The organism is Nonomuraea sp. NPDC059023, assembly GCF_042740095.1.
Taxonomy (GTDB): Bacteria; Actinomycetota; Actinomycetes; order Streptosporangiales; family Streptosporangiaceae; genus Nonomuraea.
Genome location: NZ_JBHYIO010000001.1, coordinates 468,395 through 483,832, shown reverse-complemented (window position 1 = coordinate 483,832; position 15,438 = coordinate 468,395). Strand labels below are relative to the sequence as shown.

General features: G+C 69.3%; 16 protein-coding genes. 7 read left to right on the top strand and 9 right to left on the bottom strand.

The genetic code is table 11. The annotated features are described in order from the left end of the window. Positions 1 to 206: 206 nt before the first annotated feature. On the bottom strand, positions 207 to 614 hold the full coding sequence (locus ACFWYW_RS02245) for a VOC family protein (RefSeq protein WP_379609201.1): 408 nt from the start codon (positions 612 to 614) through the stop codon (positions 207 to 209). A gap of 78 nt (positions 615 to 692) precedes the next feature. Between ACFWYW_RS02245 and ACFWYW_RS02240 the strand changes: the two genes are divergently transcribed. Continuing rightward, entirely contained in the window at positions 693 to 1,274 is a 582-nt protein-coding gene (locus tag ACFWYW_RS02240) for a TetR/AcrR family transcriptional regulator (RefSeq protein WP_379609200.1), read from the top strand. 116 nt (positions 1,275 to 1,390) lie between these two features. Here ACFWYW_RS02240 and ACFWYW_RS02235 read toward each other — a convergent pair whose 3' ends face one another. Both ACFWYW_RS02235 and ACFWYW_RS02230 read right to left on the bottom strand, forming a co-directional pair. Beyond that, the gene (locus ACFWYW_RS02235; protein WP_379609199.1) at positions 1,391 to 1,891 is read right to left on the bottom strand and encodes a hypothetical protein; all 501 of its coding nucleotides are present in this window, start codon (positions 1,889 to 1,891) and stop codon (positions 1,391 to 1,393) included. Then, positions 1,891 to 2,493: a DUF6286 domain-containing protein gene (locus ACFWYW_RS02230; protein ID WP_379640886.1), complete on the bottom strand. Its 603-nt coding sequence runs from the start codon at positions 2,491 to 2,493 to the stop codon at positions 1,891 to 1,893. The genes ACFWYW_RS02235 and ACFWYW_RS02230 overlap by 1 nt, the downstream gene beginning before the upstream one ends. A gap of 121 nt (positions 2,494 to 2,614) precedes the next feature. Between ACFWYW_RS02230 and ACFWYW_RS02225 the strand changes: the two genes are divergently transcribed. Beyond that, the gene (locus tag ACFWYW_RS02225; RefSeq protein WP_379609197.1) at positions 2,615 to 3,808 is read left to right on the top strand and encodes an amino acid deaminase/aldolase; all 1,194 of its coding nucleotides are present in this window, start codon (positions 2,615 to 2,617) and stop codon (positions 3,806 to 3,808) included. Here the strand turns inward: ACFWYW_RS02225 and ACFWYW_RS02220 are convergent. Then, entirely contained in the window at positions 3,805 to 5,025 is a 1,221-nt protein-coding gene (locus tag ACFWYW_RS02220) for a GNAT family N-acetyltransferase (protein WP_379609195.1), read from the bottom strand. The two genes, ACFWYW_RS02225 and ACFWYW_RS02220, sit on opposite strands and share 4 nt — an antisense overlap. Positions 5,026 to 5,397: 372 nt before the next feature. On the opposite strand from ACFWYW_RS02220, the gene ACFWYW_RS02215 reads away from it, so the two are divergent. Further along, positions 5,398 to 6,564: an erythromycin esterase family protein gene (locus tag ACFWYW_RS02215; protein WP_379609194.1), complete on the top strand. Its 1,167-nt coding sequence runs from the start codon at positions 5,398 to 5,400 to the stop codon at positions 6,562 to 6,564. On the opposite strand, the gene ACFWYW_RS02210 is transcribed toward ACFWYW_RS02215, so the two are convergent. Beyond that, positions 6,530 to 7,759, bottom strand: coding sequence for an MFS transporter (locus tag ACFWYW_RS02210; RefSeq protein WP_379609193.1), 1,230 nt, complete (start codon positions 7,757 to 7,759; stop codon positions 6,530 to 6,532). The two genes, ACFWYW_RS02215 and ACFWYW_RS02210, sit on opposite strands and share 35 nt — an antisense overlap. A gap of 255 nt (positions 7,760 to 8,014) precedes the next feature. Between ACFWYW_RS02210 and ACFWYW_RS02205 the strand changes: the two genes are divergently transcribed. After that, the gene (locus ACFWYW_RS02205; protein ID WP_379609192.1) at positions 8,015 to 8,974 is read left to right on the top strand and encodes a GlxA family transcriptional regulator; all 960 of its coding nucleotides are present in this window, start codon (positions 8,015 to 8,017) and stop codon (positions 8,972 to 8,974) included. A gap of 197 nt (positions 8,975 to 9,171) precedes the next feature. On the opposite strand, the gene ACFWYW_RS02200 is transcribed toward ACFWYW_RS02205, so the two are convergent. After that, complete coding sequence (locus ACFWYW_RS02200) at positions 9,172 to 9,660, bottom strand: DUF6326 family protein (protein ID WP_379609190.1); 489 nt, start codon at positions 9,658 to 9,660, stop codon at positions 9,172 to 9,174. Between the two features lie 572 nt (positions 9,661 to 10,232). Between ACFWYW_RS02200 and ACFWYW_RS02195 the strand changes: the two genes are divergently transcribed. After that, on the top strand, positions 10,233 to 10,907 hold the full coding sequence (locus tag ACFWYW_RS02195) for a TetR/AcrR family transcriptional regulator (RefSeq protein WP_379609189.1): 675 nt from the start codon (positions 10,233 to 10,235) through the stop codon (positions 10,905 to 10,907). 202 nt (positions 10,908 to 11,109) lie between these two features. On the opposite strand, the gene ACFWYW_RS02190 is transcribed toward ACFWYW_RS02195, so the two are convergent. After that, positions 11,110 to 11,886, bottom strand: a complete 777-nt coding sequence (locus ACFWYW_RS02190; protein WP_379609188.1) for a MerR family transcriptional regulator — start codon at positions 11,884 to 11,886, stop codon at positions 11,110 to 11,112. A 320-nt stretch (positions 11,887 to 12,206) separates the two neighbouring features. Here ACFWYW_RS02190 and ACFWYW_RS02185 point away from each other — a divergent pair, with 320 nt between their 5' ends. Next, entirely contained in the window at positions 12,207 to 12,542 is a 336-nt protein-coding gene (locus ACFWYW_RS02185) for a hypothetical protein (protein ID WP_379609187.1), read from the top strand. Between the two features lie 386 nt (positions 12,543 to 12,928). Here ACFWYW_RS02185 and ACFWYW_RS02180 read toward each other — a convergent pair whose 3' ends face one another. Both ACFWYW_RS02180 and ACFWYW_RS02175 read right to left on the bottom strand, forming a co-directional pair. Further along, the gene (locus tag ACFWYW_RS02180) at positions 12,929 to 13,381 is read right to left on the bottom strand and encodes a hypothetical protein (RefSeq protein WP_379609186.1); all 453 of its coding nucleotides are present in this window, start codon (positions 13,379 to 13,381) and stop codon (positions 12,929 to 12,931) included. Between the two features lie 1,113 nt (positions 13,382 to 14,494). Continuing rightward, positions 14,495 to 14,821 (bottom strand): DUF3618 domain-containing protein, encoded by a 327-nt coding sequence (locus tag ACFWYW_RS02175; protein ID WP_184965813.1) that lies wholly within the window; start codon positions 14,819 to 14,821, stop codon positions 14,495 to 14,497. Between the two features lie 79 nt (positions 14,822 to 14,900). On the opposite strand from ACFWYW_RS02175, the gene bcp reads away from it, so the two are divergent. Further along, complete coding sequence (gene bcp, locus ACFWYW_RS02170) at positions 14,901 to 15,374, top strand: thioredoxin-dependent thiol peroxidase (RefSeq protein WP_379609185.1); 474 nt, start codon at positions 14,901 to 14,903, stop codon at positions 15,372 to 15,374. Positions 15,375 to 15,438 lie beyond the last annotated feature (64 nt).

Genomic DNA, 15,438 nt, shown 5'->3' with positions numbered 1-15,438 from the left:
CGCCCTTCAGCGCGGGGCGGGGGCATCGCGGACGGCTACTCGACGCGCACGATCTGCCAGCGCGGCGGGGTGCCGGTGGACATCGCGTCCGAGCAGCTGCAGTTGCCGCAACCAGGGGTCATCGCGTTCTCCTCGCCATGTCGGGGAAGGGATGACGTACCCCTCACGACCGGCCCTCACGCTGACCCCCCGGCCAGACTTGCCAGTCACCCGGCGGTGTAGCCATCGGCGAACTCCTCCGACGGCGCGACGTTGGTGATCACGTCGACCAGGACGCCGTTGGGGTCGGCGACGATGAAGTGGCGCTGGCCGAAGTCCTCGGTCCTGATCTCCAGCTCGGGCTTGAGTCCTTCCGTGAGCACGAGGCGCTCCCACTCGGCGTCCACGTCGTCCACCTCGACGTTGAGCAGGATGCCCTGGGCAGGCTTACGGTACGCGGCGGGCACCGTGGGGTGCTCGTAGTCCAGCAGGGCCAGCTCGTGGGCGCCCCGGCGCAGGCTGACGTACCAATCGGCCTCAAAGGTGATCTCGAACCCGAACAGGCGCACGTAGAAGTCACGCGACTCGGCCAGCCGGGAGCTGCCGATGACCGGGTAGAAGCTGCTGACGTTCATGAGGGGTTCCTTTCGCATACCATCGGTATGTGAAGTAAACTAGCTCGCATACCGTCGGTATGTCAACTGGAGGTCGATGTGAGCACCCGGGCCGAGCAACGTGAGCAAACGCGCACGACGCTGCTGCGCGAGAGCAGGAGGTTGTTCGCCGGTCAGGGGTACGCCGCGGTCGGGCTGGCCGAGATCGTCGCCGCCGCCGGGGTGACCAAGGGCGCCCTCTACCACCACTTCGCCGGCAAGGCCGAGCTGTTCCGCGCCGTGCTCGACCAGGTGCAGCAGGAGGTGGCCGCGCGGGTCGTCGCGGCGGCCGACGCCGAGGAGGAGCCCTGGGACCAGCTGGTGGCGGGCTGCCAGGCTTTCCTGACGGCCAGCACCGATCCTCTGCTGCAGCGCATCATGCTGGTGGACGGCCCCGCCGTACTCGGATGGGCGCAGTGGCGGCAGCTCGACACGGACAACTCCGCGCGCCACCTGGGCGAGGCGCTCACCAGGTTGGTCGAGCTGGGCGTCATCGCGCGCCAGCCGGTCGAGCCGCTGACCCACCTGCTGTCCGGCGCGATGAACGAGGCGGCACTCTGGCTGGCCGCGGCGGGCGGGCCGCACGACCTGGCCGACACCCAGGCCGCGCTGGCCCGGTTACTGGACTCGCTGCGCGCCTGAGCGAACAACTCGCTGCGCGCCCAAGCGAACGATTCAACGCGCGCCCAAGCGAACGATTCAACGCGCGCCCAAGCGAACGTTTCGATGCGCGCCCAAGCGAACGTTTCGATGCGCGGCTAGCGGCGTACGTGCAGGCGGACCACGGCGCCGCGGTCGTCCTCGCAGACCTCGCGGCGGATGCGGCCGATGATCTCGCGGTCCAGCTTGTTCACGATCGTGCCCACGTCGGCCGCGGCGGGGCAGGCCAGGTGGACGTTGAGCCGGTCGGCGTCGCCCACGACGCGGACAGCCGCGCCGGTCAGGCCCTCGACGTCCTTCAGGCCCACACACAACATCGCGGTGCCCGTCCCGCTGCGCGCGCCCCTGCGGCCCCAGCCCAGACCGAGCAGGAACCAGCGCAGCGAGAGCAGGGCGAGCACGAGCAGGGTCAGCGCCAGCAGCCAGAGCATCCACGGCTGCGCGGCGATGGACTCGGCGGCGTTGTCGGGCAGGACCTTCGCGCGCGGGGCCAGGCCGGGCAGCAGGTTCTGGCCGCGCAGGTAGGCGTAGGCGCCGGCGGCGAGCAGGATCGTGCCGACGACGGCCAGGCCGATCCGGTTGCCGGAGTACTGGCGCATCACAGCCCCCTGGTGCGCAGCCGTACCACGACCTCGCCCGCGCAGATCGCGCCGAGGCCGGCCAGCCGATCGCCCACCGCGGTGCCGACCTGCCTGAGCATCGCGCCCGAGCTCTCCGATCCCGTGGTCACGGTCACCTCGATCGCGCGTTTGCGCAGCCGGACGCGGGCGCGGGCGACGCCGTCGACGTTCTGGGCGACCGCGCGCAGCGTGCGGCGCAGCCCGGAACGGGTGATGCCGATGACGATCAGCGGGTCGGCGGTCTCGACCGGCACCAGCCGCGAGCGTCCCGGCACGATCGCCAGCGCCAGCAGCCCCGAGCCGCCGATCACCGGCACGAGCGCCGCGAAGGAGATCTCCCACCACGTGGTACGGCCGGCCACGGCGAGCACCCGGTCCAGCGGAATCCATCCCAGCGGCGTCCCCATCAGCGCCGCGACCAGCTCGGCGGCGGTCAGGCCGAGCCCGGCGGCAAGCGCCAGCGCGAGCGTCACGCCGGCGGGTGTGCGGGCGGGCTTGAGCGCCCGGGTGAACCTTTTGCGCGGAGTCTCCGGCTGGGCGAGGGAAGCTGCGCCCGGCAGCCGCTGCTGGAGCGTGGTCATCACATCGACCATGGGTACACGCCTCATAGCCGCCCGTCGCCCTCCCCGCCGCCGGTTTGCCGGATCATTACGGGACTTCCGAAGAATGCGAATCATGCTCATGTCCGGTTACGCTGCAGCCATGGACGACCGTCAGCGCTACGACCGCGCCACCGCCGCGCTCGAACCACCGTTCGCGATCCTCGACCTGGCCGCCCTGCGCGCCAACGCCGCGGATCTGGTACGGCGGGCCGCCGGCAAGCCCATCAGGGTGGCCAGCAAGTCGGTGCGATCGCGACCGGTGCTCGAACGCATCCTGGCGATGGACGGCTTCCAGGGCATCATGGCCTTCACCCTGCCCGAGGCGTTGTGGCTGGTGAGCCAGGGTTTCACGGACATCCTCGTGGCCTATCCGACCGCCGACAGGCAGGCGCTGGCCCGCCTGGCGGCAGACGCCGGGGCCGCCCGCGAGATCGTGCTGACCGTGGATTCCGTCGGTCACCTGGACCTCGTCGAGGACGCGGTGGCCGGGGTGCCGTCCCGGCACGAGATCCGGTTGTGCATCGACATCGACGCCGCGTTCATCGCCCTGAGCGGGAAGTTCCGGGCCGGAGCGCTGCGTTCCACGATCCGCGAGCCCGAGCAGGCCGCCGAACTCGCCGCCGCCATCGCCAAACGCCCCGGCCTCAGGCTGAGCGGCCTCATGGCCTACGAGGCCCAGATCGCCGGGGTGGGCGACGACCCGCCGGGGAACGCCGCCTACACCCGTCTCGTCCGTCTCATGCAGAGCCGTTCGGCCCGCGAGCTGATCATCCGGCGGGGCCGTATCGTCAACGCGGTCCGCCGGGTCGCCGACCTCGACTTCGTCAACGGCGGCGGCACTGGCAGCGTCGAACGCACCGTCCGCGAGAAGGCCGTCACCGAGGTGGCGGCCGGGTCCGGGTTCTTCCATCCGCGGCTGTTCGACTTCTACCGGGGCGTCAGCGGCCGTCCCGCCGCGCTGTTCGCCCTGCCGGTGGTGCGCCGGCCGGCCCCCGACATCGTGACCGTACTGGGCGGCGGCTACCCCGCCTCGGGAGCGGCGGGGCCGAGCCGCCTGCCCCAGCCCTACTTCCCGGCGGGGCTGCGGTACGCGGCCGACGAGGGCGCGGGCGAGGTCCAGACCCCGTTGCTCGGCCAGGCCGCCCAGGACCTGAGGGTCGGCGACCGCGTGTGGTTCCGCCACGCCAAGGCGGGCGAGCTGTGCGAACGTTTCGACACCCTGCACCTGATCGACGGCGACGAGCTCGTCGACCAGGTCCCCACCTACCGCGGCGAGGGCCGCACCTTCCTCTAGTACGGCACGTAGAACGTGAGCAGGTCCGCCGTCAGCGGCGGGAACAGGGCCCGGAACAGCTCTCCCCGCCTCGTGTAGACGTCGGGCCTGACGCGGGTCAGCCCGGCCATCCCCTGCGCCCCGAACACCAGGGCGGGCAGGTAGTCCGGCGCCACCGCCGCGCCCGTCGGGCCGGGCCCCTGCTTCTGGCCACCGGCCGTGACCTGGCCGAGGCCGTCGGCAGTGACCGGAATCCGATAGTGCGCCCCGAAGGTCGTGATCACCAGATCCGGCTCCGCGTAGTCCACCCCGGATTCGGTGAGGCGCTGCCAGAGCAGCGGCCGCAGCCGGTCGAGCAGCGCCGCGGCGTCCGGGATCCGGACGTAGTACTGCTCCGGCTCCTCGCGTGGCTCGTCCTTCACGAACTCCTGCCAGGCGGTTGCGGTGACCGTACCGGCTCGGTGGACGACCTGCAGCTCGCTGCCCGGCGCGAGCGCGGCGACGCCGCGCAGCAGGTCACGCGCGGCCGCCTCGTCGGAGGCGGCGGGCTCGGCGAGCAGGATCTCGCCGTCCGGCGGCGAGACCCGGCCCGAGGCGACGACCGCGCCGTCCCGTTCCAGCACCCAGGTGCTGCTGCCGTCGTGGGCCAGCAGCCAGCGCGAGCACGCCGCGGAGTGCGGCATGGCCACGTCGAACCGGCTCTGCGTCACGTCCTGCAGCGCCCGCAGCGCGGACAGGTCGGACGGCTCGGCCCGGCGGAGCGTGGGCGCCTCGTCCCCGTGCGGCAGGCGGCGCACGCTCAGCGCCGGAGGAATGTCGATGGCGTACTCGTAGCCGAACAGCCGGTAGAAGTACGGGATCCCGATCATCGTCTGGATGACGTGCCCACGCGCCGCGGAACGTTCGTGCGCCCACGTCATGAGGGCCCGTACCAGCCCACGCCCCTCGTACGCGCGGTCGGTGGCGACCAGCTCGACCTGTCCGGCGGGCAGCCGCACCCCGCCGATGCGAACGTTCTCATCGAGCAGCGTGGCGGTCGAGACGACCCGGTCCCCGTCGACGACCACGGCACAGGATTCCCATCCGGCCTCCGGATCCTCCACGACCAGCCGGTGGTCCACGGCGTCGACCGGTTCGCCGCGTTCGGCGAGCAGGGCGCTGATCTGGTCGAGGTCCGCGGGCCGCGCCTGGCGTAGTTCCAGGCCACCGGGCAGCGAGACGGGATTGTTCGTGCTCACGGCCGCGACTATGACACCGCCCGGCGCCGTGCGTCCATCGAGTTTCCGCTACTCCGAGCGAGCGCACACCGGGCACGCGGCCTGCACCAGAGCGCGGCGTTCCTCGTCCACCGCGACCACTTCGCCACTTCCCAGGCAGCACCGGCACAGGCGGAGCAACGCCGTGTCCGGATCGTCCCACCCTGGGCTGTTGCAGCGGTGACAGGCCAGCGGGATGCCGCCGACCCACTGCACCCGGCTCCCCCGGCACTGGGGGCACGTGGGCTGACTGTTCATCCCGCCTCTCCCTCTCCGATTGAAGGTCCCCTGGGGCGAACGCCACCGTTTTCCCGGCAAAGTTTCAACCGAAGGTTCAACGATACCGTTGAAGCCATGGACATCAAGGACATAGCCCGTCCCCTCGACGGCGCGGCCATCTCCACCTTCCTCCAGTCTCTGCCCACCCGGCCCCTGCTCCTCGGCCTGGGCGAGGCCACCCATCGTGTGGACGCGCTGCCGGAACTGCGCAACGAGATCTTCCGGCACCTGGTCGAACATGAGGGTTACCGATCGATCGCGCTCGAAAGCGACTGTCTCATGGGCATGATCGTGGACGACTACGTAACGAAGGGAACCGGCACCCTCGACGAGGCCATGGAGCGGGGCTTCAGTCACGGCTTCGGCGCCTTCCCCGGCAACCGCGAACTCGTGCGATGGATGCGGGCGTACAACGAGGAGCATGAGGAAAAGATCCGGTTCTTCGGCTTCGACGGCCCGCTGGAGTACTGGGCGGCGAGCCCGCGGCAGGCGCTCACCGCACTCTACGACCTCCTCGACGATCCGCTCCCCTGCACCAGGGAGACGCTCGACACGCTGCTCGGCCAGGACGACCGGTGGTCGAACGAGGACTCGGCCATGGATCCGTCCCAGTCGATCGGCCAGTCCGCCGAGGCGCGGCGGCTGCGGCTGATCGCCGACGACCTGGTGGCGCTGCTCGACACGCAGGCGCCGGGGCTGGGCGTGGCGGAGAGGGAGATGGCGGCACTGTACGGGCGTACCGCCACCGGACTGCTGCGTTACCACTACTGGATGGCCGACGCGTCCCCGGCGCGGTGGAGCCGGCTGTCGAGCCTGCGGGACGTGATGATGGCCGCCAACCTGCGCGCGATCGCCGAACTCGGTCCGGCCCTGATCTTCGGCCACAACCTCCACCTGCAGCGCAACAAGGCCGCCATGAGCTTCGGCGACCAGACGCTGGAGTGGTTCGGCGCGGGGGCGATCGCCGAGACGCACCTGGGCGACCGCTACACCTTCCTGGCCACGGCCCTCGGCACCATCGACACCGAGGTCCCGCCCCCGGACACCGTGGAGGGCATCCTGTCCGCGCTCCCCTGGGACCGCACCCTCGTCGACGCCCGCCCCCTGGCTGAGGCTCTCACCCGGCCGACCCCGCGCAACTCGCACGACTTCGCCTACTTCCCGCTGGACCCGGCCCACCTTGGGCTGATCGACGGCATCGTCTTCCTCAGCGAGGTCGCCCACCGCGCCGAGAAATCGTGATCGACTCCGCGGCACCATGGCGGACCGGGACCGGCTCGCCCGCGACCGGCCGGCGGCCCAGGTCCCGTACCGGCCTGATCAGCAGCAACGCGGCCACCACACCGACGGTCACCATCGCCGAGCCCAGCAGGAAGGTACGCGGCTCGACCAGCAACGCGGCCGGTCCGGCCAGCGCCTGGCCGACCGCCATCCCCGCGACCGACCCGGCCACCTGGTAGGCCGAGACCCGGTTGAGTACATCGGGCGCCACCTGCGTCTGCACGCTGGTCGTCCACATCACCGACCAGAACGCCAGCGCGATCCCTCCGAGCACGTGCCCGGCCATCAGCACCGGCAGCGGCGGCCCGAGGGCGACCGTCAACGGCACCGCCACATACCCCGACAACGCCACCGCCCCCGCCGCCAGCGGCCGCCCCGGCCGGAGCCGGATCGCGACCAGCCCGCCGGCCACCGTGCCCAAGCCGAGCGCCGCCATCACCCAGCCGTAGTCGGCCCCGATGACCTGCGACGACAGCGGCACCGACGGCCCGATCACCAGAACCCCCCAGAAAACCCAGACCAGGATGACCGACCACATCCAGCTCCTGGCCTTGAACTCATGCCACCCTCGGCGCAGATCGCTCAGCACGTCCGAGGGCTCCGGCTTGGGTACGGCCACGCGGACCAGCAGCAGGAGCACCGCGCTGACCAGGAACGTTCCCGCGTCCAAGGCGTAGACGAAGACCGGACCGGCCGCCAGCACCAGGATCCCGGCCAGCGCCGGTCCGGCCAGGTGGGTGATCGCTTCGGCGATCTTCAGGGTGGCGTTGGCCCGCTGCGGATCCCGGGAGACGAGCGGCACCATCCCGTTCACCGAAGGCTCGAACATCCCGGCCCCGATGCCGGACAAGAACGCCATCGCCAGCAACAGGGCGTACGGCGGGGCGCCGTCGAGAAAGGCGATCGCCACCGCGCCCTGGCTGAACACACGCAACACGTCCGCGCCGATCATCACGGTCCTGGCGCCGAACCGGTCGGCGAGAACGCCGCCGAAGAGCATGACCAGGACCGCGGAAGCTGTCCAGACGGCCAGCACATAGCCGACACCGGCGATGCCGTACACCTGACCGATCGCGAGGGCTGCGGCTACGGGCATCATGGCGTCACCGAGCAGCGATATCGTCCGGGCGCCGAAGTAAAGGGTGAAACTCTTCATCCACATAAGCAACAAGTCTGGATATTTCCAGATCAGACCACCGGTGTCGCAGATGACATCATTAGGTACATTTGCGTCATGCCCTCAGCGCCACCCGCGCCCCCACTCCCTGCGCGACCCGAGCCCTCGCTCCCTTCGCGACCCGAGCCCGCACTCCCAGAGCCACCCGCACTCTCACGTCCGGAGGCACCCGCGCGCTCACGTCCAGGGGCACCCCCGGCGGCGCCGTCAACGCGGCCCCCGATCACGCTCCCGGTGTGTCCTCCGGCGCCGCCCCCGCCCAACCCGCACCGCGTCGTCGCGCTGGTGGGCGAGAACCAGGAGCTCTACCCGGTCACCTCGGCATCGGCGGTCTTCGGCTACCAGGGGCAGGAGATCCCGCAGCACTACAGCTTCCGCCTCTGCGCCGAACGCCCCGGCCCGCTCACCACCACCCTCGGCAGCCCCATCCACGTCGAACACGGCCTCGACGCCCTCGACACCGCCGACACCGTCGTCATCGCCAGCTGGACGGTCTCGCCGACGCCCGCCGTACTCGACGCCGTCGCCGGAGTCCACGCCAGAGGCGGCCGGATCGTCGCGGTCTGCGCAGGTATCTACATCCCCGCCGCCCTCGGCCTGCTCGACGGCCGCCGCGCCTCGGTCCACTGGGAACTCAGCGCCGACCTGGCCGCGCGCCACCCCCGCATCGTCCCCGACGACACCGTCATCTACGTCGACCACGGCGACGTCGCCACCGCCGGAGCCTCGGCCGCCACCCTCGACCTCTGCCTCCACCAGGTACTCCAGGAGCACGGCGCCTCCCACGCCATGCGCATCGGCCGCCAGCTCGCCGCCGGACCACGCCGCGAGGGCTGCCAGCGCCAGTACCCTCCCCTCCCGACGACCGGCCCCATGCCCGACTCCCTGGCAGGCCTGCTGGAATGGCTCCTGGCCAACCTGTCCAACCCCATCACCGTCGAGGACATGGCCGCCTTCTCCGGCGTCTCCCCCCGCACCCTGACCCGCCAGTTCGCCGACCAGCTCGGCGTCCCACCGGCCCGCTGGCTGCTGGAACGCCGCCTCGCCACCACCCGCGCACTGCTGGAAGACACCGACCTCCCGGTCGAAACCATCGCCACCCGCGTCGGCCTCTCCTCAGCGGTCAACCTGCGCCGCCGCTTCCACACCGCCCTCAACACCACCCCAGCCGCCTACCGCCGCTCGTTCCGCTGACATCACGCGGGTACGGCGGGGCGCGGCCCGTACCTCATGGAAGGTCGATCAGAGTGTCATCCAGGTAGAACGACGCCAGTCGTCGCACACCACTGGCGCGGACACCGGACCGCTCGTGAGCAGGTTCTCCGCGTATACCGCCACTGAGCTGGTCATGGTCGGCCCGGCGTCCGCGGCGGCGGGCTTTACACGGACGCCTACTGTCGAAGGTCCTGTCGAAGGTCGGCCGTCTCGGGACCGGCCGGGACGGCGGAGATTCGCGGCCATGCCCAGACGGAGCGCAGGATGAAGCCCAGGAGCAGCACCTCGATTCCGATGGAAAGGCCGTAGAAGGAGGCCCAGTCCCAGGACTCCCCTGCCGCGTTGAACACCGAGTAGGGGATGTAGAGCGATGCCACGACGAGGTTCGTGGCGCGGTTCACCCGGGCGGGCAGCGTCATGGAGAGCATCACCATCAGGGCCGGGATCGCCACGGACGCGAGCATCACGGTCAGCAACGTCGGGCTGATGTCGAACTCGAAGACGACGCCGGCCTGGATGTTGTCGACGGTGCCGGGCTTGTAGAGGTGGAAGTAGTCGACGTAGATGTAGAGGAACATGAAGCTGGTCCATGCGGCGGCGAGCTTGACCTGCACGGGGACCGGCGGGTTGTCGAGCAGGTTCGGGCTTCTCGTCTGAATGTTCATCGGTTCTTCTTTCGAGAGGAGCGATCCGTCCGCCGGAGTGGCGGCAGGTTGAGGCGTTCTCGTCGGGTTCCCGGCGCCAAGCGCCCTGGCGATCTGTACGGCGAAGGAGCCCACGCGGCCCAGAGGTGTCCGTGACCAGCACCCTCTGGCCCGGTCGAACGTTCGCGATCTTGCGCATGCCCGCAACGCCGCCATGGCCGAGGTGGGCACCGCCGGCGCGGCCGGCGGAGCCTGAACGCCGAGCGCACCACGTACGGCTCACCGGTCATGACGAAGCCGGCGCCAGGATGTTCCGAGTCCGCGCCCACCTGGACGACCGCATCGCCTCGACCGGGCAGCGGTAGCCCGGCCTCGGACGACTCGAGCACTGAGGGCGGCCCGCATCGTCGTCGCCCCGGCCGGACTCGCCCCCGGCACCAGGCATGCTCCGGCATGCGATCGCTGCTCGATTCCCACAGAAACCTCCTCGCGTCCGAACTGCTACTCGCTGGTTCGTACATCGTACTTAGTACGGTGTACGATGGCTGTACGCTGAACGATTGTCAAGCGGTTCGAGGGAGCGAGGAGACCCGTTGTCCGCAAGGGAACGACGCCAGACCGCGTCAGATGCGGGGCTGAGCAAGGAGCGGGTGGTGGTCGAGGCGATCCGGTTCGCCGACCGCGAGGGGGTCGGCGAGCTGAGCATGCGCCAGCTGGCTCGCGCGCTCGGCGCGGGCGCGATGTCGCTCTACTACTACGTGGCGAGCAAGGAGGACTTGCTGGACGCCATGATCGACGTCGTGTTCGAGGAGATCGAGCTCCCACCCGAAGAGACCGACTGGCAGTCGGCGATGCGACGTCGGGCGGTATCCGCCCGCCAGGTTCTCGCCCGCCACCCATGGGCGATCGGCCTGATGGAGTCGCGGACATCGCCGGGGCCCGCGAGCCTCCGCCACCGCGAAGCGGTCACCGCCTGCCTGCGGCGTGCCGGCTTCCCGGTCTTGATGGCGACGCACGCCAACTGGCTGCTCGACAGCTATGTATACGGTTTCGCCCTGCAGGAAGCCAGCCTCCCGTTCGACACCGCCGATGAGTTCGCGGACGTGACCGAGGACGTCTTCCTGCCCCAGATTCCTCCTGACGAGTTCCCCTACCTCAACGAGTCCGCCGCGGTGCTCGCCGCTGCCGGCTACGACCCGGCGGAGGAGTTCACCTTCGGCCTCGACCTCGTCCTGGCCGCCCTCGAACCCCTGAGAGTGCCTACGTGAATTTTTGTGGTCGTGCTGGGATGGCGCGGTGACTGAGCACCCGCCACCACGACCGGCCTGGCCGCAGACGTGCTGGGCCTGGTCATCGCGGTCGTCGTGCTCGCGGCCTCAGCCCACGAGAACACGGTCGTCGCCCATGGCGCCGGCCTGGGGATTGCCGAACGCAGCCCAAACCGACGGGTCGTCGAGCAGACCGGCGCCTCTACTGGCGCGGGAGCTGGATGCCGGCCGCGCGTAGGTTGGCTTCGACCAGCGCGTTGAGCCGCGCGAGAGCCGGTTCCTGGTCTTCGCGGTGATGGTTGACCAGGCCGTACCGGGAGGCGGCGTCAGGCTGGTTCTGAAATCCGTCCGGCATCGTCAGCAGCGCGCGGTCGGCCAGCAGCTTGTCGGCCAGCGCGGACGCCAGTTCCTCGATCCGCGGGTCATCAGGCTCCCAAGACCTGGCGTCCAGGCCACGCTTGGTCAGTTCGACGAACTCGGGATCGTCGAGCCGTTGTTCGAGCTGCTGAAGAAAGCTGGTGAAGACCCCCGGCACCAGCGCGCGGGCCAGCACCAGGGCCTCCCGTTGCGCAGCCACATATTCGGCACCGAACCCAAGCTCGACAAGCCTGTCCAAGACCGCACAGGCCCGATCCGGCAGCAGAACCCGGTCTCCATGAGCGAGACGGTGCAGCGTGTCACGCCGCGCGATCAGGTCCTCGATACGCTCGGTGAGCCGGCGATGCACGTCATCCAAGGCGGTGGCGAACCGTTCGGAGTCAGCGTCGAGCAGGTCACCGATCTCAGCCAGCGGCACTCCGGCCTCAGCCAGCGTCCGAACCTGAACCAGCCGCAGCAAATCCGCCGACCGATACCGCCGATACCCAGAGCTGTCACGCTCCGGCTCGGTGACCAGGCCAAGCCGGTGATAGTGCCGCACGGTCTTGATCGTGACCCCGACGAACGCCGCCGCCTGACCGATCGTCAGCCCATCCACCATCGCCTCAGCACACCTCCAGACCACGAACGGCCACAGTCCCCCTCACTCATCACAGGGGCGAGGATAGCCCGCAGCCGTTCCATCTGAACCGGCACGTTGGCGCTCGGCTCCGCATCGCGATGGGCCTCTGGCAGGCTGATCGGGTGACAGCGAGTGCATCGGATCCAGGTGACCGGTTCCGAGACCGGCGCGAACGGAAGTACGGGTACGACTTCATCGACGAGGTGCTGGTGCGCTGTCCTCGGTGCGACGGGTGTGCTGTCGTCTTGGCACATCCGGGGATCACTAAGGACAGCGAGACGGCTGCATACGGCCGACGCTTGCGCTGTAGAGAGTGTGGCTACGTCAAGGACGAGGCGTTTGCCTCCGCTGTCATCGGCGGCCCCGTCGATCCCTTCTTCCAGCGGCCGGTGTGGCTACAGGCGAGTTGCTGCGGACAGGTGCTGTGGGCCTACAACATCCGTCATCTCGACCTGTTGGAGGCCTATGTGGCTGCGAAGCTGCGCGAGCGTGGAGATCGTGTGGCTCGGGCTCCGGCAAGTCTGGTCGAGCGCCTGCCCACGTGGCTCAAGACCGCCAAGAACCGTGCCGAGATCTTGCGGACGATCGAACGCATGCGCTCGACGCTGCCGGGTGGCGGGATCCCGCAGCCGTAGTGGGGCGCCTACGACAGGAGTGGTAGACCCCTCACGCTCCGCCGCACCACCTCGCTCACCGAACACGAGACAGACCCCGGTCGTATCATCGATGGTGTGACTGAGCAGGTGTGGACTGTGGCGTGGTGGCGCTCCGGTTGGGGCGTCTGGCCAGGCGAAGAACCCGACATCACCACCGAGCCCGCATACACCACCCTCAACCTTCCGCACAGCGCATCAGAGGCAGCCGGACACTGGGCACTCGGCGTGATCCCCCACGGTTCAGGATCGGTTCGTTGCCAATTCGGCGGAGACCCCGACGGCGCAGCCAGATGGCAAACCTGGATCGAGGACCAACGCGCGATCCGCCGCCGACGCCGCCGCCGACTCTGGCTCTTCTAGACCGCCTACGTGATGTCCCGGGCGTTCTCGCAATCCACCGACTTGGTCTGTTCGTCGGTGGCCCGGAACTCCTTGCCCGTGTCGAACGTGCCCGCCTGCGACACCTCCGCCTTGTACCGCCCTGATTTGCACGGCGACAGCGCATACGAATAGACGTGCTCACGTCCTGGCAGCTCGTGGAACTGCTCGTAACCGGCCTTGAACCACTCCCCGCCGAACCGACCTTCCCGGTACCACACCTGGATGTCGGTGAGTTGAGTGGCGATGACGTCCGGCTTCGAGCACTTCTGATGAACCTGCACCCGTATCCGGGGAGCCGCACTGCCGAAGCGGACCGCCTCTATGGCCACCTCCTGAAAGCAGCCGACCGCCGTAGCCGGACGCGGCGGAGGCGGATCAGTCGTGCTACCAGCGCAGCTTTCCGGGGCCACGCCAACAGCGGCAACCGCCAGCACCAAGAGCTTGAACCTTGCAACGGGCACAGTTCGCTCCCTTCCTGGGCTCAATGCCACCCCACGACTTCGCCGGGCAGGCCGCCAGGGCAATCCCCGGCCTGTGCACCCCCGCCTCTGCCGAACGTGACAGCGGTCCCGATGACGACCCCTGATCCAGCACCACCACAACCACCGACACCCGCCCAAGGCAGACCCGGCAGGGTCAGCTACATCAGCCGCGCGCAGCACTACCGAACTGGACGGCACTATCACGCCACCCGCTCAAGACGACCATCATCGCGTTGACGTCGAAGGCCCACACTCCCAAGTCCGCGCTAGGACTCCAGGTGAATCACCGTTTCTTCACTGGATAGAGCGACCTTGACGCGCCGGTTGCTGCTCACACCGGGAGCTGTGAGGGTACGCCGCATGTTCCCGCGGGTGCACACTGAACCCGACGCCCAGCGCCTGGGGATCCAGCCCAAGACGACCTCATAGAGAAAGTGATGACCGAGCAATGGGCCTGACCAACGCTCAATGGCGCAAGGCCCGTCGCAGCGCCGACAACGGCGGCAACCGCGACGAGGTTGCCGTGATGAGCGGGGCCAAGGAAGGCCACACCGTTAGAACCTCGGCCCCGACAAGGTGCTGTTCTTCACCCCCGCCGGGTGGGACGCCTTCCGGCCTGGCGAGGGCGAATTCGACGACCTGAGCTGATCTCCCAGCTCAGTCGCCACCTTCCTCAAGAGATACTTGCGTCCGCGATTGGAGCCCCGAGACACCGATGGGGCTCTCGCATTGCGAGAACATCCCCACCGGGAGGTGTCACACGCGCCAGGGCCTACGGTGCTGAAGGAGCGATGCTGCCTAGGCACCTATACGCCCTGGCCGCGACCCTGCTGCTGTCGGTAGCGGTTCTTCCTGGCCGAGACTCCGGACACCCCGGGTGCCGAGGCCACTTCCTCAGGGATCGCCCGCCCCGCGCAACAGCAGGACGCCGGCCACGTGGGGAGCGCGAGGGTTCTCCCTCGCCCGGGGTGTGGGGCAGAGCCCCACTGTCACAGCCCGACCTCCAAAGCGCGAAGCGCTCCAAAGGGGAGGACCGCGCCCTCAGCCGGGCCCGAAGGCCCGAGCCTTTCAGCGACGCCGCCGGCGCCACAGCATGATGGCCGCCCCCACCACCAGTACCGCCCCCACCCCGATCAACACCGGCGCCAAGCTAGGCGGCTCGTCGTCCCACAGGTGGTCCGGGTCGTCCTCGATGCGGACCGGCCGGGCTGTGAAGCCGAGGGCGTCGCCGACGGACGTGGCGATGTGCCCGGCTCTGCTCCGAACGTCGGCCACCGTGCGTTCGGCGACGCGCTTGGGGCTTACCCGGTCGGCGATGGCGTCGACCGTACGCGCGAGCTCCGTGCGCGTTTGCGCGATCCGCCGCTCCATCTCGTCCGGGTCGGTGTCAGCCATGGCTCTCCTCTCGCAGGCGATCAGTCTGTCAGGTCAGGTCACCGTACGGCACGCCGGGCAGGCCGGTAGGTTCTGGGTCATGACCGAAACCAAGCTGGCAGCTGGTGACGCCGCGCCGGAGTTCGACCTTCCCGCCGCCGACGGCAGCACCGTCTCGCTCGACTCGCTGCGCGGCAAGCGGGTGATCCTCTATTTCTACCCTGCCGCGATGACTCCGGGCTGCACGAAGCAGGCCTGCGATTTCCGCGACAATCTGGGGCAGCTGACCGCGGAGGGCTTCGTGGTCCTCGGCGTGTCCAAGGACAAGACCGACAAGCTGGTCAAGTTCACGGAGCGGGACGCGTTGACGTTCCCGCTGTTGTCGGACCCTGAGCTCGCGGTGCACAAGGCTTACGGCGCGTACGGCACGAAGAAGCTGTACGGCAAGGAGGTCGTGGGCGTGATCCGCTCGACCTTCGTGATCGACGCCGACGGCAAGATCGAACAGGCCCTCTACAACGTGAAGGCCACCGGCCACGTGGCGAGCCTGAAGAAGAAGCTGGGCCTGGACTGAGGGGCGCGGAAAACCCGTGCTTCCGGTCGCCTTGGGGCAGCTAGAATACGGGAGTTCCGCTACT

What these genes read in the sequence shown, in the direction of transcription:
- ACFWYW_RS02175 (WP_184965813.1), bottom strand. Translation starts at nt 14,821, where the DNA reads ATGGCTGACACCGACCCGGACGAGATGGAGCGGCGGATCGCGCAAACG.
- ACFWYW_RS02215 (WP_379609194.1), top strand. Translation starts at nt 5,398, where the DNA reads ATGGACATCAAGGACATAGCCCGTCCCCTCGACGGCGCGGCCATCTCC.
- ACFWYW_RS02225 (WP_379609197.1), top strand. Translation starts at nt 2,615, where the DNA reads ATGGACGACCGTCAGCGCTACGACCGCGCCACCGCCGCGCTCGAACCA.
- ACFWYW_RS02210 (WP_379609193.1), bottom strand. Translation starts at nt 7,759, where the DNA reads ATGAAGAGTTTCACCCTTTACTTCGGCGCCCGGACGATATCGCTGCTC.
- ACFWYW_RS02235 (WP_379609199.1), bottom strand. Translation starts at nt 1,891, where the DNA reads ATGCGCCAGTACTCCGGCAACCGGATCGGCCTGGCCGTCGTCGGCACG.
- ACFWYW_RS02190 (WP_379609188.1), bottom strand. Translation starts at nt 11,886, where the DNA reads ATGGTGGATGGGCTGACGATCGGTCAGGCGGCGGCGTTCGTCGGGGTC.
- bcp (WP_379609185.1), top strand. Translation starts at nt 14,901, where the DNA reads ATGACCGAAACCAAGCTGGCAGCTGGTGACGCCGCGCCGGAGTTCGAC.
- ACFWYW_RS02200 (WP_379609190.1), bottom strand. Translation starts at nt 9,660, where the DNA reads ATGAACATTCAGACGAGAAGCCCGAACCTGCTCGACAACCCGCCGGTC.
- ACFWYW_RS02230 (WP_379640886.1), bottom strand. Translation starts at nt 2,493, where the DNA reads ATGACCACGCTCCAGCAGCGGCTGCCGGGCGCAGCTTCCCTCGCCCAG.
- ACFWYW_RS02245 (WP_379609201.1), bottom strand. Translation starts at nt 614, where the DNA reads ATGAACGTCAGCAGCTTCTACCCGGTCATCGGCAGCTCCCGGCTGGCC.